The following is a 15285-nucleotide window of genomic DNA, read 5'->3' on the forward strand; positions in this document are numbered from 1 at the left end:
TACGTGCGGAATATGCGTTCAATCAAAACGGATTAACTATTGCTGTCATATTGATAATTTTGATTGCTTTTATACTCTCCAAAGTTAATCATTCAGCCTTAAAGATTTCAAATTTTTTTCATCAATCTTCTAACCTAAAATTAGGTTTTTATTTTGTGCTTTGTGTTTTATTAACTGCTGGTATTTCTTATATAGTCTCCGTCATTATATGCAAAAAGCGCTTTTATAACTGAAAAAATGATAAAAATGAGGATTCCATAAATGTTATTATTTGAATTAAAAATTACCCTTAATCGAGGCGCTGGAAAATGAATGATCCCGTATTTTTGGCTTTCCTTCCAGGTTTTCAAATTCAATAAAAATAAAAAGGGCATTTTTCTTCAAAAAGGGCATACGTATCCTTCTTTTACAAAATGGGTGTTTTTTTTCAATGCCCTTTGTGAAAAGAAACAATCTTGTGCGGCGTTTTTAGTTTATGGGAGGAAACTGCTCCTGCTTCACGTCGCGTTCCACAACGATGAATTTGCGCAATTCCGGACCAGCTTCTTCTAAAAGTGCATTCCCATCGTTGTTTTACCTATGTTTAATCTGGCAACTGGCCCAGGAAATTGCTGGTATGAATGCTTATTTTCGTAATTTCTGTTGCAACTTTTTGTCTATAAAATAGGCTGCGATAAAAATCGCCGGTATAAACAATAACTTTGGAATAGATATATTTGAAATCCCCGTTTTTTTAATATAGACAAAAACAAAAATGGCGATTAGTACCAGCGTGAACATGGCGGATTTCATTCTCCCACACCCCCATCCGTGTTATTTAAACTTTTTAACTGCCAATTTTCGCTATTTAATTCATGTGTGAAAGACAGGCTTGCTTCCTTTTCATGTGACACAATAACAAACGTTTTTTGCTTACTTTGTGTGATGATGTCAGATAAAACTTTTCTACTGGAAGTGTCCAAGGAATTAAACGGCTCATCCAATAAGACCAATTCTGAAGGGATCGATAAGTTAATGGATAAAAAGATTTTTTGCCGGGTCCCTAATGACAAATTTTTCACTTGCTCATTCTTATAGGCATCAACATCAAACTTTTTACAGTATTCATATACTTGTTTGCTGAATACAGGGCCGTAATGAAATAACAAATTGTAAAATTGAATATTTTGTTCCATTGTTAATTCTTCATAAAATACAGGAGAGTCTCCAACAAATACTCTACGCTTGCGAATGTCTGCAAAACTTAGCTTTTCACCAAAAAACCGCAACTCATAAGACAGATGAGGATCGTCTATAATATTTGCAATGATTTTCAGCAAAGTAGTCTTTCCTGAACCGTTTTTTCCATATAATCTTACAATACTGTTTTGATCTATCTCGATATTTACGTTATTAAATAACCTGGGTTGATTTTCATAACCATAAGTTAAATGCTTTATTGATATCCTTTCCATATCTATTTCACTTCCGTTCATACATGTGATATGTCCGCTTCAATCCATGCAGCAATTACCAATAAAATGGTTGCGAAAAGAAAAATCGATACTAACTTTATAATTTCAACTTTATATCTTAACTCTTGTTCACTTTTAGAATTCAATTTTAAAATGTTAATGCAACGCAGGCTTTCAAAGCCAATTGTTGCAAAAAGCAAAAATGCAATTACTTCTATAATCCCATGTGGGATTATTCCGGTTAATACAGGTTTGAGCCCATGGTTTCTTATAATTGCAAATGAGAAAGCACCTAAAAAAACCCCATTATACCCCAAATATATTATACTAATTACACCCAAACTAATCCAACCTAATACCATGATTTTAAGCCCCAATGTATAATTATGAAGAAACAGGTCAACAAATCTTTGCTCATTTTCGGTATACTTGAAACTTAAAAATTTTGATAAGAATGCTCCGGTTATAAAACTAATACAATAAACGGCTAAAGAAACAAAAAAGTATTTTTTATATGTGGTAATTATATTTTTCATAAATTCTTAAATCCCCGTGTTTAGTTATTTTTTGTTTTAATAAACCTATTGACAGGACTGTTTGATTTTTTTGTAATCCTTGTTGCTGTAAACTACTTGTCCAAAAAGAGTAAAGGCGATAGCCAAGAAGGGGCAGAGCCAATAAATCCCCGAGATAAATTTGAACATCGCTATTATGATCAACCCTAATATTGTAAATTGGGTTACAAGCTTAGATAATACATTATTCGCTGTAGCAATTAAAGAGAATCCATCGAATTCATTCAGCCTGTTAATTTTGGGAGGATTACTTTTGCTAAGTAATAAAACAAAAACGTCATAATTGGTTCTAAGTGAGTATAAAACATATTCGTTTTTTATTGCATAAAAAAATGGAATTAAAATCAAAAAAGATAGACTTTGTTGAAACGAAATAAACAAAGTTGCAATAAAGAACAAAAACAAATGACAAAATAAATATATATTGATCGTTCTTTTTAATAATTCATATTTTGAGAATAGAATACCATTCTTTTTTAACTCATATATTTTAAAAATTTCCATCATAGAACATTCTTGTTCAAGCTTAAAAATTTTTTTGTAGATAAAGCTTGTAGTGCTTATCGCTCCCTTCAGAATGATGTGGAGCTGAAAAAACATAAAAATAAGGGTAACGATGATATTATGAATATAAGGTGCCGAGGCCAATGAAATTCCTGTACTGACAGAAAGTTCTCCCGTGATAAACAGGTCAAAAGGATTGTTCAGTAATTCTTTTGAGTTTGCTTTTAAAGAATAGTAGTCAGCATAGGTATAATAGTGCTCCTTATTCAATGTTTTATATAAAAAACCAAAGAAGGGCGTTTGATAATAAACTTCCTTCGTATCTTTTGAGAAAGCAAAAATGATAATACTAATGATGAATAGCAATACCACGGTTAAAGTAGCCGTGAGAATATGCATATGGCTAACAAACAAGGCTGCATTTTTAAAAATGATAAACAAATTTGAGCTTAGAAGTATTTCTTTTGCTTGATTATTTAAATTTGTGATGGCTTTTAATTTATATCCATAAGTAGATATGTTACGTCTTGATTCATAAATGATTTGCATGAAGATGGAAGCAACGGTATAAACGAAGCAGCATAACAAAGCTTTTGTTGTCAGGTTTAGTACAATACGGAAACCTTTATGATAAGATAACGATTTTCCAAGTAAATGAATACAAAACAGGAGCAGTTCGAACAAAATCACAATCAATATGTACTTCGTTCCCATCCTGTGTAAATAAAAAAACACCCCAAACGGCACGATTTTGGTTAAACTTTGCACCATGCTAACCATCCAGTCGAGCAGTATAACCTTTTTCATTAAATTGTTATTCTTCCCGAGATACCTGCTAAAATGATAGACCAAGTACCTTTCATCTAACATTTTTCTTGTTGTCATAACAGCTTTCACTTGGTCGCCAACAGTCAGAATCAGAGCCACTCCAATAAGAATATTTTTATGGTCCGGTAAAAAGATCCTGTTAAAAATAGAAATTAAAAATACAGATATAAAGACTTCAAACAAAAAACTCAATAGAATGTATTTTTTAGTGCTCTTTATTTTCAGTACCTTTTTTATTAAAAAACCTCGGGTTGAGTATGTATTTATGATATATAGCATAACAAGCCTAAAAATCCCCATAAACATCACTCCACAATAAAAATCAATAAATGTTTTTTAACAGCCAGGACTGTAGATCCTGGCTGTTCCAGTTTTTACCAAGCAATAGCTCTTTTTTTGCCATATTCCTTAGCTAAATGTTTTACTTCTGCAATAAACGCTGTCCATCCCATATCGAGGATTGCATCAACGCCACCTGACATAACTACTGTGACGGCTCCTATTATAGATGCTATAGTACCAGCATGCAATACAGCTGTAACAACACCAGATGCTATTCCTGCAGAAACATGAAACTTAGATGCAACGTGGAATAATCCCATATTATATTCACCTCCCTTTTAAAAGTAGACCCTCGGGATTAGTTACATTTTTAAAATTTAATATTTTTATTATTTTAATTTAACCCGAAGGGCCTATTTTAATAACTTTTATATAAATGTTATGCACATTTATATCATTTATTGCTTGGAAATTATCAATTTGTTCAAGTGTATGTTATTAAAATGTGTGTTTGTTGACAATAGACACATGTGTCCAGTTATACCTGAAAACAGAAGGATGGGTGATGAAGTAAAGCTTTTGGAAAAAGTGTCTGATAGATTTCAGCATATATCTTTAGTGATGCCGAAAAATTTTTCGTTGACAACAGTCAGTAATTTATTAAAATAAAAAGTATCGAAAGATTTTGTGATTGATTTGAATTTTTAATTGTTCGTTTTTTTAATTTGAAATGATAAGCTTGTAAATCAAAACTTGTAAATCAAAAATAGAATACTCAAATCATATGGGGTGGGAGCTGATGGTATATCAAGACAAACAATTTCAATCAGAGGAAATGTTTTTACAAAAAATCATAAATGCCGAAAATGTAGGGGTAGCAGTAAAAACTGCCAGATTAGAAAAGGGTTTGACGCAAAAGGATCTTGCAGGCAACATATTATCCGAAAAAACGGTTCATCGGATTGAAAAAGGTCAAGTACTACCCAGTCTGTTTACCTTTTTTTACATATTGAGCAGACTAGAATTATCAGCTGACAGTTTTTTGTCTCTCTTAAGTGATCTGTTTTTATAATTTTTGCAACTGTTAGTTTAATTGGCCTGGTTTAAAGACACGTCCCAGGATGGCTGAATATGAGCCATTTAACCTAATAAAAGCAGAAAAAAGCCGGCTTAAGGAACGCCGGCCCGGTCCGGTTTTATAGCAGGTGTTCAGGCCCCTCCTGGTTATCCGTGGCGATGACGACAACGCGCCCCTCGTCGAGTACTTTTTCATACTGTACGGCTTCCATCTCCGACAATCCGAGCGACTGCATTTTCGAACGCAGTTCATCCCCTCGCTCCCTGAACAGATTGCCGACCGAATCAATGACTCCTTGTTCTTCCATGCCGACAGATCCCGTTTCCGTTGCGTCGGTTAAATCTTTTGAACGGTCTTTGTCATGCGAGAAAATATAAATATTGTCTTTCGCAAATCCTTCATTTTCAAACTCTGTTATCTTTTTCGTCGCTTCGAGCCCGTTTTCGACCACTTCTACTTTATGCACCTGTCTTCCTCCTTCCGAAAAATGATGATACTGTTTGACATTTATATAACCGCTTCCTGCCGTCCTTAAACAAAGAAAAGTTTTACAGCCGCCGGACAAGGAAACTGATAAAATGAAAGTATAGGAAAGAAAGGGGCTGTAAATAAAATGAAGGACATTTTTAAAAATGATTGGGGCCCGCTTTTAAAGGAGGAATTCCAAAAACCATATTATTTAAAATTGAGGGAGTTCCTCAAAAAAGAATATGCAACACAGCGAATCCATCCTGATATGTTCGATATCTTTAATGCTTTTCACTATACGGCTTATCGGGATGTTAAGGTTGTCCTCCTTGGCCAGGATCCTTACCACGGACCGGGCCAGGCTCACGGGCTTAGTTTTTCAGTAAAGCCGGGGGTGGATATTCCCCCTTCGCTCCGGAATATTTTCAAAGAGCTACATGACGATGTTGGATGCAGGATTCCGCAGCACGGGTGCTTGGTCAGCTGGGCGAAGCAGGGCGTGATGCTGTTAAACACCGTGTTGACTGTCAGGGAAGGGCAGGCCCATTCACACCAAGGAATGGGATGGGAAATTTTTACAGACGAAGTGATCCGGAAAATCAATGCGAAAGAAACACCTGTCATTTTTCTGTTATGGGGAAGGCCTGCGCAGAGCAAAAAAGCGCTGATCGACACCAACAAACATTTTGTTTTAACTGCTGCCCATCCAAGCCCGTTGTCCGCCCATCGCGGTTTTTTCGGGAGCCGTCCGTTTTCAAAAACCAACAATATTTTGCGCAAGTTGGAAGAAAAAGAGATCGACTGGCAGCTGCCGGAACAGGAAAAGATATAAAACGCATTCCATCGCGGAAATCCGACAATGTTCCACGTGAAACATGGCGATTTTTTTGCAAGGTATGACAGCGTTCCGCATTGTTCGGATAATTGTCCTCTGTTAAAATAAATGTAAGCAAACGACAAATGCGGGCCAGCAAAGGAAGGAAACATTGTCAGGACCGGCACCCTGCAGCCATGATGCGATCGGAAGTCATGAACCTAGCGATTACAAATTTCAGGTTGGACGCCTATGCTACAGGGAACGCATCACAGCAGCGGGATGAAAACAAATTTTCAGGCTATATAAAATGAATAAAATATCGCAGTTCTGTTGCCTTCGGAAAAAATGTCATCGTGCAAATGGAACGCGGGCTTGGGGGAAAAACTTATATTCATTGCTCATACTTTTTTGCAGTAGGCAACAGATTTCATTTATTTTATATAGAAATTAAACAGAGGTGCGGAAATGGCCATTACAACGGAAATGCTTTTGGAAAAAATGGAGCAGGAATTGGCAAAGGCAAAACAGGCAATGCCGGCGGAACAATTCAGGGAGCATATCTATGCGGTAAAAGCTTTGTGTGAAGTTTTATTGGAAAGCGGAAAGGCGGTACAGCCAGAAGAGCCATTGCCTGCCAGTCCTTCTGTGCCGAAAACGGTGCTGAAACCGGAGCCGTTGAAAATGGAAGATGGTGCAAACGGAGACTCTATTTTTGATTTTTAATCGCAAACAATTGAAACAAGCGTCCACCAAAGCGGGCGTTCCTGTCTTCTCTGCAGCTTCTTATACGGTTTGTATACCTATCATGGTATCTAGCTTTTTATCATGAACATTTATGTTGACTTGTTTTTAAGCTTCTACAGCGTTTTACATTAAAAAATGGGAGTGCATCGCATGAATATTTTTGTTTTTTTTGGAGCACTGAACGCGTGTATATCTGTTGCGCTCGGGGCTTTTGGGGCCCACGGGTTGAAAGGGATCATGGATCAGAAGTATCTGGATATTTGGGAGACCGGCGTCCGTTATGAAATGTACCATGCGCTCGGGTTGATTGCGATCGGCATTCTTTCCGGCATCCTCAAATCATCCGCACTGCTCAGCTGGTCAGGATGGTTGATGCTGATTGGCATCGTCCTTTTCTCCGGCAGCCTTTATGTTTTAAGCTTAACGAAAATCAGTGTGCTTGGTGCGATTACGCCAATCGGAGGCGTCGCGTTCCTTGCTTCCTGGATACTGCTTGCTATAGCGGCGGTAAAGTGGATGTAAGAAAAAACAGCCCGGTTTCGGAGCTGTTTTTTCTTTCGCTGATCACCGCGGCGGATAGGTTGCCAGCGGCTGACCGGCTTGCGTTGTGCTACCATATGGGTATTCATATTCGATTTCTTCAGAGAAGACAACGTAATCAACATAGACCATCGGGATTAAATAACGCTGCCCGGTTTGCGGATCACTAAGGATGACATGGTCCCGTCCGGCAGCTTCAATAATGCCATTGAACACTTTAGCATTCCATTCCCGGTTGTTTTCAAACGTGGCGTACAGCGTGACCAGTTTTCCTTTATTCAGCCGCAAAATATTTTCAATATACGATTGTTCAAGCGGAAGCTGGCCGGGCAGGTTCTGTGAGGGTGCCTGCGCTTGCTGCCCCCCGGGAACCTGGTACGGCGGATAATATCCTCCGTAATAAGGCTGTGCGGACTGCCGGTAATAATAAGGATATCCGTATACGGGCGGTGTGTAATTGCCGTTTTCCAACTGATTTCCCCCTCCATTTTGCATATCGGTCTGCCCTGGTTTTTGTAAAATGCACAAAAAACAAGGGCATTCACTACATTTATGTGTATGCCGGCCGGAAACGGGTTATGCTTAAGATCTCTCGTGAAAAAATCCTTCCAGCAGGCTGGAAGGATTTTTCTTAACCAATATGCAAATAGGAGGTTAACCGTTCTTCGTCAAGCAGGCTGCCGACATAGAACGGGCCGAATTCTCCGTACCTTGCGCTGGCTTCGTCAAACCGCATTTCATAGACGATTTTTTTAAACTGCAGGGCATCATCGGATAATAAAGCCACACCCCATTCGTAGTCGTCAAGCCCGGTGGAACCGAGAATATATTGTTTTACCTTGCCGGCATATTTGCGGCCGATCAATCCGTGGCTTTTCATTAACTCCTTGCGTTCCTCCATTGGCAGCATGTACCAGTTGTCATTGCCTTCGCGCCGTTTATCCATCGGGTAGAAACAGAAGTATTTGGATTTCGGCAATGTCGGGTAGAGGCGCTCGCGGACACGCGGATTTTCATACGCAGACTCGTCCGCTTTCCCGCCGCGCACATAGTTGCTCAGTTCATTTACACCGATGTACGAATATGCCGGAATGGTAAAATCAGCAATCCTTAATTTATTAAAGGCTGTTTCAATTTCTTCGAGGTCTTCCAGGGCCGGCCGCATCGTCCATAAAACAAAGTCGGCTTTCTGGCCGGTGATGGTATATAAAGCATAAGCCCCTTCGTGTTTGCTTTGGATGGCATCCAGTTGCTGAAGAAATTGCCGGAATTCTTTCACCGTAGCATCCCTTTCCTCGGCAGGCAGCGCCTTCCAGCCCGCCCAGTCGAGAGAACGGAAATCATGCAGTGAGTACCAGCCGTCCAGTGTTTCTGCTGCTTCGCTCATTTTTTTCCCTCCAAATGTTTTTCTCTTCCCTTACTATAACACAGGTTAGAAAAGGGAAAAAATATTACGGCTACCGCGAAATTGTCTAAAAGAAGCCTTCTTTTGCCTTTGATTTTCCGGAAAAATGGATTATCCTTAAAATGGATACCGTAAACGAGGAGTGTTGAGCGTGAGTACATTTTTTGACGGGATAAAAGAAAAAGTGCGGGGACATAACAAAACGATTGTTTTTCCGGAAAGTTCGGATGAAAGGGTTTTAACAGCCGTCTCCCGGTTTGCAGCCGATGAAGTACTCCGGCCGGTTTTAATCGGGAACAAGGATAAAATTCAGGCAAAAGCCCAGGCCATCGGTGTTTCTGTCAAGGGCGTTACAGTGTATGACCCGGAAGACTATGCCGGTTTTGAAGAAATGGTGCAGGCTTTTGTGGAACGAAGAAAAGGCAAAGCGACGGAGGAAGATGCGCGCCAAATTTTAAAAGACGTCAATTATTTCGGCACCATGCTCGTCTATTTGAAAAAAGCGGACGGTCTGGTAAGCGGTGCCATCCATTCAACGGCAGATACAGTCCGGCCGGCATTGCAGATCATTAAAACAAAACCGGGCGTGAAAAAAGTTTCTGGCGTTTTCATTATGGTGAGGGGCGAAGAGAAATTTGTTTTCGCCGATTGTGCAATCAATATTTCACCGGACAGCCAAGACTTGGCGGAAACGGCCGTGGAGAGCGCGAAAACTGCCCGGACATTTGATATTGAACCGAGGATTGCAATGCTGAGCTTTTCAACAAAAGGTTCCGCCCATTCCGATGAGACGGAGAAAGTGGCGCAGGCAGTCCGATTGGCTAAAGAGCGCGATCCGGAGCTTGTCATGGACGGCGAGATGCAGTTTGATGCCGCGTATGTGCCGGCTGTGGCGCAAAAGAAAGCGCCGGATTCCGTGATTCAGGGGAATGCAACTGTGTTTATTTTTCCAAATCTGGATGCGGGGAATATCGGTTATAAAATGGCCCAGCGTCTTGGCGGTTTTGAAGCAGTCGGTCCGATTTTGCAAGGGCTGAATGCGCCTGTCAACGATTTGTCGCGCGGCTGCAATGCGGAAGATGTTTATCATTTGGCTTTGATTTCCGCAGCACAAAGTTTGTAAGGGAGTTGCCAGGCTTCCGGCTGTTGAATGGACAGCGGTGGGAGGAGAACTAAAAAAGAGGCTTATATAAGTTGAACAAACCAATATTATTTTTTCAGTGTTGCCAGAATCAATGTCTAACCTGATTGTAATGAATTTTGGACGCGAAAAACTTAAGTTCATTTTATTTAGGTTTTTTTCCTGGAAAGCAGCCTTCTTATCTCAACCCTATACTGAATCCCTTATATGTTTGAACCGGCTGAATCTGAACCGTGACAGCAGTCTTGTCGGTTGGTTGGACAGCATTTGTAGAAGGGCGTGTTGATTTTTTGGGAGGTGTCCGGCTGACAAATTACCGGTAATGTCTGCGTCTGGCTGCTTTGTGATTTTTTTAACAAAAACGAAAAAAGGGTGTACCGATGTGCAAAGAATGGGTACGAACGGAAAAGGGAAGTAAAGCTGTGGGACATTGCGGGGGAAAATGACCTTGGTATGTGGCCGAGGCTCTTCTTTTCCAGCTTGCACACCAGGGCTTAGAATGCTCGCCTTTTTTGGTTTGGCTTTTGGATGATGCCAAACCTTTTTTCTGGTTTATACGGCATGCTGGGCGGAGCCATTTTATAATGGAAGATTTTGGGGAGAAAAGGAGGTTGGGCTGAATTTGATGGCACCCGGAATTGGAGTGCGGCCGGGCAGTTTTTATGGGTTCAGCCCCATTGTAAAGGGATTTCGGCCGCAGCTTTTTGGTAGTCAATCCGTCATGATATGATAGTAGTAAAATAAATGGGGGAAAGATCAACATGGAAGAAGCGCTGCAATTGCTGAAGCAGCCCGAGTGGCGGGTGATGGACCAGTCCGGGTTGGGCCCGCAGTTTGAAGCGGCCCAGTCATTTGCGATGGACGACACATTGTGCACCGCTGTCGGGGCAAATGCATCCCCGGCTGTTGTCCGGACATGGGTGCATCACGACACCGTCAGCCTTGGCATTCAGGATACAAAATTGCCCTTTTTTGAGGAGGGGCTTGCTGTTCTTAAAAATAGAGGGTTCCGGTATATTGTCCGTAATTCGGGCGGGCTTGCCGTTGTATTGGATACAGGCGTGCTGAACATTTCGCTTGTGGTGCCGGATACGGAAAAGGGAATGGATATCAACCGTGGTTACGAAGCGATGTGGAAGCTGGTCCAAATGATGTTTTCGGATTTTCCCGTTGTGATTGAAGCAGGGGAAATAGCAGGCTCGTACTGCCCGGGGAGCTATGATTTGAGCATTGGCGGGAAAAAATTCGCCGGCATCTCCCAGCGGCGGGTCAGGAGAGGGGTGGCCGTCCAGATTTATTTGTGTGTGACGGGAAGCGGCGCCGACAGGGCAGAACTCGTTCGGGATTTTTATGAGCGGGCAAAACAGGGTGCGGAGACAAAGTTGCAATACCCATGTGTCCGTCCTGAAGTGATGGCTTCTTTGGCGGAGCTTTTACAGGAAACACTCACGGTTCAGGATGTGTTCATGCGGCTTTTGCAAACGCTGAAGACGTTGGGGGGCCGGCTTGTGTCCCGTCCGCTTTCGGAACAGGAAACGGAATGGTACGGCAAATATTATGAACGCATGCTGGAAAGAAACGCACGGTTTTTGTGAAGAATGAACGATCAAGGGCCACCTGCTGATCTGAGGAAAGACATTTTTGAAACGTGGCCGGTTGCCTGCTGTCTTTCATGTGCGAGATGAAGGACAATTTGGGGTCGTGATGATTGTGATTTGTCTTTCATGGAGTGGATGAAAGACATTTGGAGCCGGTAATGACTTTGATTTGTCCTTCATGAAGTGGATGAAGGACATTTTAAAGTGATGGTAGCCTGTTTTTGTCTTTCATCTGGCGCATGAAGGACAATTTGGGGTTGTGGCGACTTTATTTTGTCCTTCATGGGGCAGATGAAAGACATTTGGGCTCTGTGATGTCTTTGATTTGTCCTTCATTGGGTGAATGAAGGACATTTTAGGGTTATGGTGAGTTTGTTTTGTCCTTCATTGGGCAGATGAAAGACATTTGGGGTCTGTAATGTCTTTGATTTGTCCTTCATCGGGTGAATGAAGGACATTTTAGGGTTATGGCGAGTTTGTTTTGTCCTTCATGGAGCGGATGAAAGACATTTGGGGTCGGAGATGGTCTCTGTTTTGTCCTTCATAAAGTGGATGAAAGACATTTTGAAGCGCGGCTGGTTGGCAATTGTCTTTCATGTACAAGATGAAGGACATTTTAAAGCGGTGGCAATCATTTTTTGTCTTTCATCGGACGAATGAAGGACATTTTGGGGTTGAGGCGATTGTGTTTTGTCTTTCATAAAACGAATGAAAGACATTTTTAAGACGTGGCTCCAAAAAGACACTTGGGCGGCGACCAAACTTTCCTTTTAGGAGCGTTTCAAAAAGACAAAAGATGCTGGGGAAACGTGCCAATTGTCCTTTAGAGCGTTTCAAAAAGCCAAAAGACACCTAGGCAGCGTCCAAATTGTCTTTTAGAGCATCTCAAAAAGACGAAATGCACCTGGAAATCATCCAAACTGTCCTTTAGAACGTTCCAAAAAGCCAAAAGAAACCTAGGCAGCGTTCAAATTGTCTTTTAGAACATCTCAAAAAGCCAAAAGACACCTTGGTAGCGTCCAAACTGTCTTTTAGAGCATCTCAAAAAGCCAAAATGCACCTGGAAATCATCCAAACTGTCCTTTAGAACGTTTCAAAAAGACAAAAGGTGCTTGGGGAACGTGCCAATTGTCCTTTAGAGCGTCTCAAAAAGCCAAAAGACACCTTGACAGCGTCCAAACTGTCTTTTAGAACATCTCAAAAAGCCAAAAAGCGCCTGTGAATCAAACAAACTGTCCTTTAGAACATCTTAAAAGCCAAAAGGCACCTAGGGAACGTCCCAATTATCCTTTCATGCAACAAAAGCCGGGAGATTGCCGCCTTGCACGCCAAACACCCATTGAGCATGCATCGCCCAATGGGTGTTTGTGTTTACTCGCCCGAAACTTATTCTGCCAGCTTTTCGAGATTGCCGTTGCGGTCCATTTTAAATTTGGTTGCCCCGGTTTCGTCTTCTTCGAAAAGGACGTATTTTCTCGCGCGGTTCATGATTTTCATCAAGGTTTCGTAGTCTTCCTGCATGGTAACCGAACCTTCTTCGAGCTCTTGGACACGTTTTTTCAATTCTTCCGTTTCCTTTTTCAATTCCTGGTTTTCGTGCTTCAATCTTGCATTCTCACTTTTTAAAATCGTGCTTTGGAATTGCGTATTGTTCAAGTATTGCAGATAGCTGATGACCTTGACAAGGCTCATATCCCCGTTGCTTTCGGTCGGCTGTGAAACTTGCGGGCTGCCGTTTTCAGCTTCTTCCCCGTCCGGAGCCGGTTGTTCTGGAAATTCAGCAAGCGGCATTTCGCCAATTTCCTCGAGTGTTGGAACCGGCGGCTGGTACAGCAGTTTCTTTTTCCCGCCCTGGTCTTTTCCAAGCAGGCGCTGGCGTTGTTTGCGCTGTTTTTTTGCAAGCTGCAGCGCCTGTTCGTAGTTATGGCGGACAACCGCATTCCAGCGGAAACCGCAGGCGGCGGATGTACGGTTCAGCTTATCGCCGACTTCCTCAAATGCATTCAGCTGCGTGCTTCCTTCGCGCACGTGGCGGAGCACTGTTTCCGCCAGCAACAAATCATCTTCTTCGCTCCACGCATCTTGACGTGATTTCATTCTCATTACCCCCAAATGTAAATTTTTTGTTTGTACTAAGAGAATGGACAAAAAACACGCAATTTATACCAATATGGTAAAAAAATAATAGAATTTTAGCGCACAAACGGATTTTTGCTTGTAGCAACACAGTTGGGGGGCACACACGGGAAGCCAAAAAGCCCATTAAGATTGCCTAGGCAAGGATTCTGGTGGCTTTAAATGCAAAGGTTTTAAAAAATGCAGCCATTGCAACCTGATGCAGCAGATAGAAAGGGCAGCATCCCGCATTTTCGCAGATGCGCCCTTTTATTGGGATTTTTTTCGGAAAAACCAAACTTGTCAATCGACCTCCACATTTCAAAAGCTGCCTATCTGCATATTACAAGCTTTTTTTCTCCGGCCTGTCCCGGTATAATAGAATTACGACATCAGGAAGAGGGTAAAGCATGGAATACGCCAAACTTAAGCTCAGTGAGGAAAAAGTGTTTAAAGACCCTGTCCACCGCTATGTCCATGTGCGTGACCGGGTGATCTGGGACTTGATCGGAACAAAAGAGTTCCAGCGATTGCGCCGGATCCGGCAGCTCGGCACGACTTACCTGACTTTCCACGGGGCGGAACACAGCCGTTTCAGCCACTCACTTGGCGTCTATGAAATTGTCAGGAGAATTACAGATGATGTTTTTAAAGACCGGGTGAACTGGAACGGAAAGGACAGGCTGCTGTCGCTTTGCGCTGCGCTTTTGCACGATCTTGGCCACGGCCCGTTTTCCCATTCGTTTGAAAAAGTGTTTGGCATGGACCATGAGGAGTTTACAAGGCAAATCATCCTCGGGGAGACGGAAGTCAATGAAGTATTGCGGCGGGTCGGTAGAAATTTCCCGAAAAAAGTGGCGGAAGTGATTGCGAAAACTTCAGAAAACAAATTGGTGGTCAGCCTGATTTCAAGCCAGCTTGATGCGGACCGGATGGATTATTTGTTGCGCGATGCGTATTATACAGGGGTCAGCTATGGCCATTTTGACATTGAAAGGCTGCTCCGCGTTATGCGCCCGCATGAAGACCAGGCCGTTTTTAAATACAGCGGCATGCATGCGGTCGAGGATTATATTTTAAGTCGTTACCAAATGTACTGGCAAGTGTATTTTCACCCGGTGACAAGAAGCGCAGAAGTGATTTTAACAAAAATTTTGCACCGCGCAAAAACGTTGTACGATGCCCGTTACCCGTTCAAGCACGGGCCCAGCCATTTCCAGTCGCTTTTTGAAGATAGACTCAGCCTGCGTGATTATTTAAAACTGGATGAGCACGTCATGCTGTATTATATTGAGGTTTGGCAGGAGGAAGATGACCCGGTTTTGCGGGACCTTTGCGCCCGCTTTGTAAACCGGAATCTGTTTAAATACATTGAGTTTGACCCGGCAAAAGAATTTAAGGTGCACAGCCGGCTTGAAAAGCTTTTTGCAGAAGCCGGGATCGACCCGAACTATTATTTAGTCATTGATTCGTCCTCAGATCTTCCGTACGATTTTTACCGGCCGGGCGAGGAAGGGGAACGGCTGCCGATCAATTTGCTGATGCGAAACGGTGACCTGAAAGAATTATCAAGGGAATCGGATATTGTGGACGCGATTTCGGGGAAAAGAAGGACGGATCATAAATTGTATTTTCCGCTTGATTTGATCGAAGACGAAACGACACACGGGGAAAAGAAAAGGGAAATTGCCGCTTTGCTGAAATTGCCCCGGAGTTCGGAAATTTAGTCAGGAGTG

At 42.1% G+C, this 15285-nt stretch carries 17 protein-coding genes; 8 read left to right on the forward strand and 9 right to left on the reverse strand.

What is annotated here, in order from left to right:
* A partial coding sequence (locus tag P9687_RS05835) for a hypothetical protein (protein ID WP_328228877.1) occupies nucleotides 1–233 on the forward strand: 233 nt, incomplete at its 5' end.
* A 391-nt stretch (nucleotides 234–624) separates the two neighbouring features.
* Here the strand turns inward: P9687_RS05835 and P9687_RS05840 are convergent.
* The 5 genes from P9687_RS05840 to P9687_RS05860 all read right to left on the reverse strand — a co-directional run bounded on the left by P9687_RS05840 (nucleotide 625) and on the right by P9687_RS05860 (nucleotide 3963).
* Nucleotides 625–792 (reverse strand): hypothetical protein, encoded by a 168-nt coding sequence (locus tag P9687_RS05840; protein ID WP_013860793.1) that lies wholly within the window; start codon nucleotides 790–792, stop codon nucleotides 625–627.
* Nucleotides 789–1454, reverse strand: a complete 666-nt coding sequence (locus P9687_RS05845; protein WP_013860792.1) for an ATP-binding cassette domain-containing protein — start codon at nucleotides 1452–1454, stop codon at nucleotides 789–791. The genes P9687_RS05840 and P9687_RS05845 overlap by 4 nt, the downstream gene beginning before the upstream one ends.
* A gap of 17 nt (nucleotides 1455–1471) precedes the next feature.
* The gene (locus P9687_RS05850) at nucleotides 1472–1990 is read right to left on the reverse strand and encodes a stage II sporulation protein M (protein WP_017550353.1); all 519 of its coding nucleotides are present in this window, start codon (nucleotides 1988–1990) and stop codon (nucleotides 1472–1474) included.
* A 45-nt stretch (nucleotides 1991–2035) separates the two neighbouring features.
* Nucleotides 2036–3661, reverse strand: a complete 1626-nt coding sequence (locus P9687_RS05855) for a hypothetical protein (RefSeq protein WP_013860791.1) — start codon at nucleotides 3659–3661, stop codon at nucleotides 2036–2038.
* A 74-nt stretch (nucleotides 3662–3735) separates the two neighbouring features.
* Nucleotides 3736–3963, reverse strand: a complete 228-nt coding sequence (locus P9687_RS05860) for an uberolysin/carnocyclin family circular bacteriocin (RefSeq protein WP_017550351.1) — start codon at nucleotides 3961–3963, stop codon at nucleotides 3736–3738.
* A 479-nt stretch (nucleotides 3964–4442) separates the two neighbouring features.
* Here P9687_RS05860 and P9687_RS05865 point away from each other — a divergent pair, with 479 nt between their 5' ends.
* Nucleotides 4443–4715, forward strand: a complete 273-nt coding sequence (locus P9687_RS05865) for a helix-turn-helix domain-containing protein (RefSeq protein ID WP_017550349.1) — start codon at nucleotides 4443–4445, stop codon at nucleotides 4713–4715.
* A 124-nt stretch (nucleotides 4716–4839) separates the two neighbouring features.
* Here the strand turns inward: P9687_RS05865 and P9687_RS05870 are convergent, their stop codons facing one another.
* A complete protein-coding gene (locus P9687_RS05870; protein ID WP_013860790.1) occupies nucleotides 4840–5187 on the reverse strand; it encodes a general stress protein in 348 nt (115 codons plus the stop codon).
* 147 nt (nucleotides 5188–5334) lie between these two features.
* Here P9687_RS05870 and P9687_RS05875 point away from each other — a divergent pair, with 147 nt between their 5' ends.
* The 3 genes from P9687_RS05875 to P9687_RS05885 all read left to right on the forward strand — a co-directional run bounded on the left by P9687_RS05875 (nucleotide 5335) and on the right by P9687_RS05885 (nucleotide 7272).
* Nucleotides 5335–6021 carry a uracil-DNA glycosylase gene (locus P9687_RS05875; RefSeq protein WP_014096709.1) on the forward strand — a complete coding sequence of 229 codons (687 nt, stop codon included), beginning with the start codon at nucleotides 5335–5337 and terminating at the stop codon, nucleotides 6019–6021.
* A gap of 450 nt (nucleotides 6022–6471) precedes the next feature.
* Nucleotides 6472–6729 carry a YwdI family protein gene (locus P9687_RS05880; RefSeq protein WP_014096710.1) on the forward strand — a complete coding sequence of 86 codons (258 nt, stop codon included), beginning with the start codon at nucleotides 6472–6474 and terminating at the stop codon, nucleotides 6727–6729.
* Nucleotides 6730–6900: 171 nt separating this feature from the next.
* On the forward strand, nucleotides 6901–7272 hold the full coding sequence (locus P9687_RS05885) for a DUF423 domain-containing protein (protein WP_014096711.1): 372 nt from the start codon (nucleotides 6901–6903) through the stop codon (nucleotides 7270–7272).
* A 42-nt stretch (nucleotides 7273–7314) separates the two neighbouring features.
* Here P9687_RS05885 and gerQ read toward each other — a convergent pair whose 3' ends face one another.
* Together gerQ and hemQ are read right to left on the reverse strand one after the other, a co-directional pair.
* Nucleotides 7315–7761: a spore coat protein GerQ gene (gerQ, locus tag P9687_RS05890; protein WP_014096712.1), complete on the reverse strand. Its 447-nt coding sequence runs from the start codon at nucleotides 7759–7761 to the stop codon at nucleotides 7315–7317.
* 160 nt (nucleotides 7762–7921) lie between these two features.
* Entirely contained in the window at nucleotides 7922–8677 is a 756-nt protein-coding gene (hemQ, locus tag P9687_RS05895) for a hydrogen peroxide-dependent heme synthase (protein ID WP_014096713.1), read from the reverse strand.
* 169 nt (nucleotides 8678–8846) lie between these two features.
* Between hemQ and pta the strand changes: the two genes are divergently transcribed.
* Both pta and P9687_RS05905 read left to right on the forward strand, forming a co-directional pair.
* The gene (pta, locus tag P9687_RS05900; RefSeq protein ID WP_035183186.1) at nucleotides 8847–9818 is read left to right on the forward strand and encodes a phosphate acetyltransferase; all 972 of its coding nucleotides are present in this window, start codon (nucleotides 8847–8849) and stop codon (nucleotides 9816–9818) included.
* Between the two features lie 779 nt (nucleotides 9819–10597).
* Entirely contained in the window at nucleotides 10598–11431 is an 834-nt protein-coding gene (locus tag P9687_RS05905; RefSeq protein ID WP_035183189.1) for a lipoate--protein ligase family protein, read from the forward strand.
* A 1389-nt stretch (nucleotides 11432–12820) separates the two neighbouring features.
* Here the strand turns inward: P9687_RS05905 and P9687_RS05910 are convergent.
* Nucleotides 12821–13531 carry an RsfA family transcriptional regulator gene (locus P9687_RS05910; RefSeq protein WP_017550339.1) on the reverse strand — a complete coding sequence of 237 codons (711 nt, stop codon included), beginning with the start codon at nucleotides 13529–13531 and terminating at the stop codon, nucleotides 12821–12823.
* 428 nt (nucleotides 13532–13959) lie between these two features.
* Between P9687_RS05910 and P9687_RS05915 the strand changes: the two genes are divergently transcribed.
* Entirely contained in the window at nucleotides 13960–15276 is a 1317-nt protein-coding gene (locus tag P9687_RS05915; RefSeq protein WP_017550337.1) for an HD domain-containing protein, read from the forward strand.
* Nucleotides 15277–15285 lie beyond the last annotated feature (9 nt).

Source organism: Weizmannia sp. CD-2023 (assembly GCF_036225245.1).
Lineage (GTDB): Bacteria > Bacillota > Bacilli > Bacillales > Bacillaceae_C > Weizmannia > Weizmannia faecalis.

Bases quoted from the DNA above. Each gene is read 5' to 3' on its own strand.
- P9687_RS05840 (WP_013860793.1), bottom strand. From the start codon at position 792: ATGAAATCCGCCATGTTCACGCTGGTACTAATCGCCATTTTTGTTTTT.
- P9687_RS05845 (WP_013860792.1), bottom strand. From the start codon at position 1,454: ATGGAAAGGATATCAATAAAGCATTTAACTTATGGTTATGAAAATCAA.
- P9687_RS05850 (WP_017550353.1), bottom strand. From the start codon at position 1,990: ATGAAAAATATAATTACCACATATAAAAAATACTTTTTTGTTTCTTTA.
- P9687_RS05855 (WP_013860791.1), bottom strand. From the start codon at position 3,661: ATGGGGATTTTTAGGCTTGTTATGCTATATATCATAAATACATACTCA.
- P9687_RS05860 (WP_017550351.1), bottom strand. From the start codon at position 3,963: ATGGGATTATTCCACGTTGCATCTAAGTTTCATGTTTCTGCAGGAATA.
- P9687_RS05865 (WP_017550349.1), top strand. From the start codon at position 4,443: ATGGTATATCAAGACAAACAATTTCAATCAGAGGAAATGTTTTTACAA.
- P9687_RS05875 (WP_014096709.1), top strand. From the start codon at position 5,335: ATGAAGGACATTTTTAAAAATGATTGGGGCCCGCTTTTAAAGGAGGAA.
- P9687_RS05880 (WP_014096710.1), top strand. From the start codon at position 6,472: ATGGCCATTACAACGGAAATGCTTTTGGAAAAAATGGAGCAGGAATTG.
- P9687_RS05885 (WP_014096711.1), top strand. From the start codon at position 6,901: ATGAATATTTTTGTTTTTTTTGGAGCACTGAACGCGTGTATATCTGTT.
- hemQ (WP_014096713.1), bottom strand. From the start codon at position 8,677: ATGAGCGAAGCAGCAGAAACACTGGACGGCTGGTACTCACTGCATGAT.
- P9687_RS05905 (WP_035183189.1), top strand. From the start codon at position 10,598: ATGGAAGAAGCGCTGCAATTGCTGAAGCAGCCCGAGTGGCGGGTGATG.
- P9687_RS05910 (WP_017550339.1), bottom strand. From the start codon at position 13,531: ATGAAATCACGTCAAGATGCGTGGAGCGAAGAAGATGATTTGTTGCTG.
- P9687_RS05915 (WP_017550337.1), top strand. From the start codon at position 13,960: ATGGAATACGCCAAACTTAAGCTCAGTGAGGAAAAAGTGTTTAAAGAC.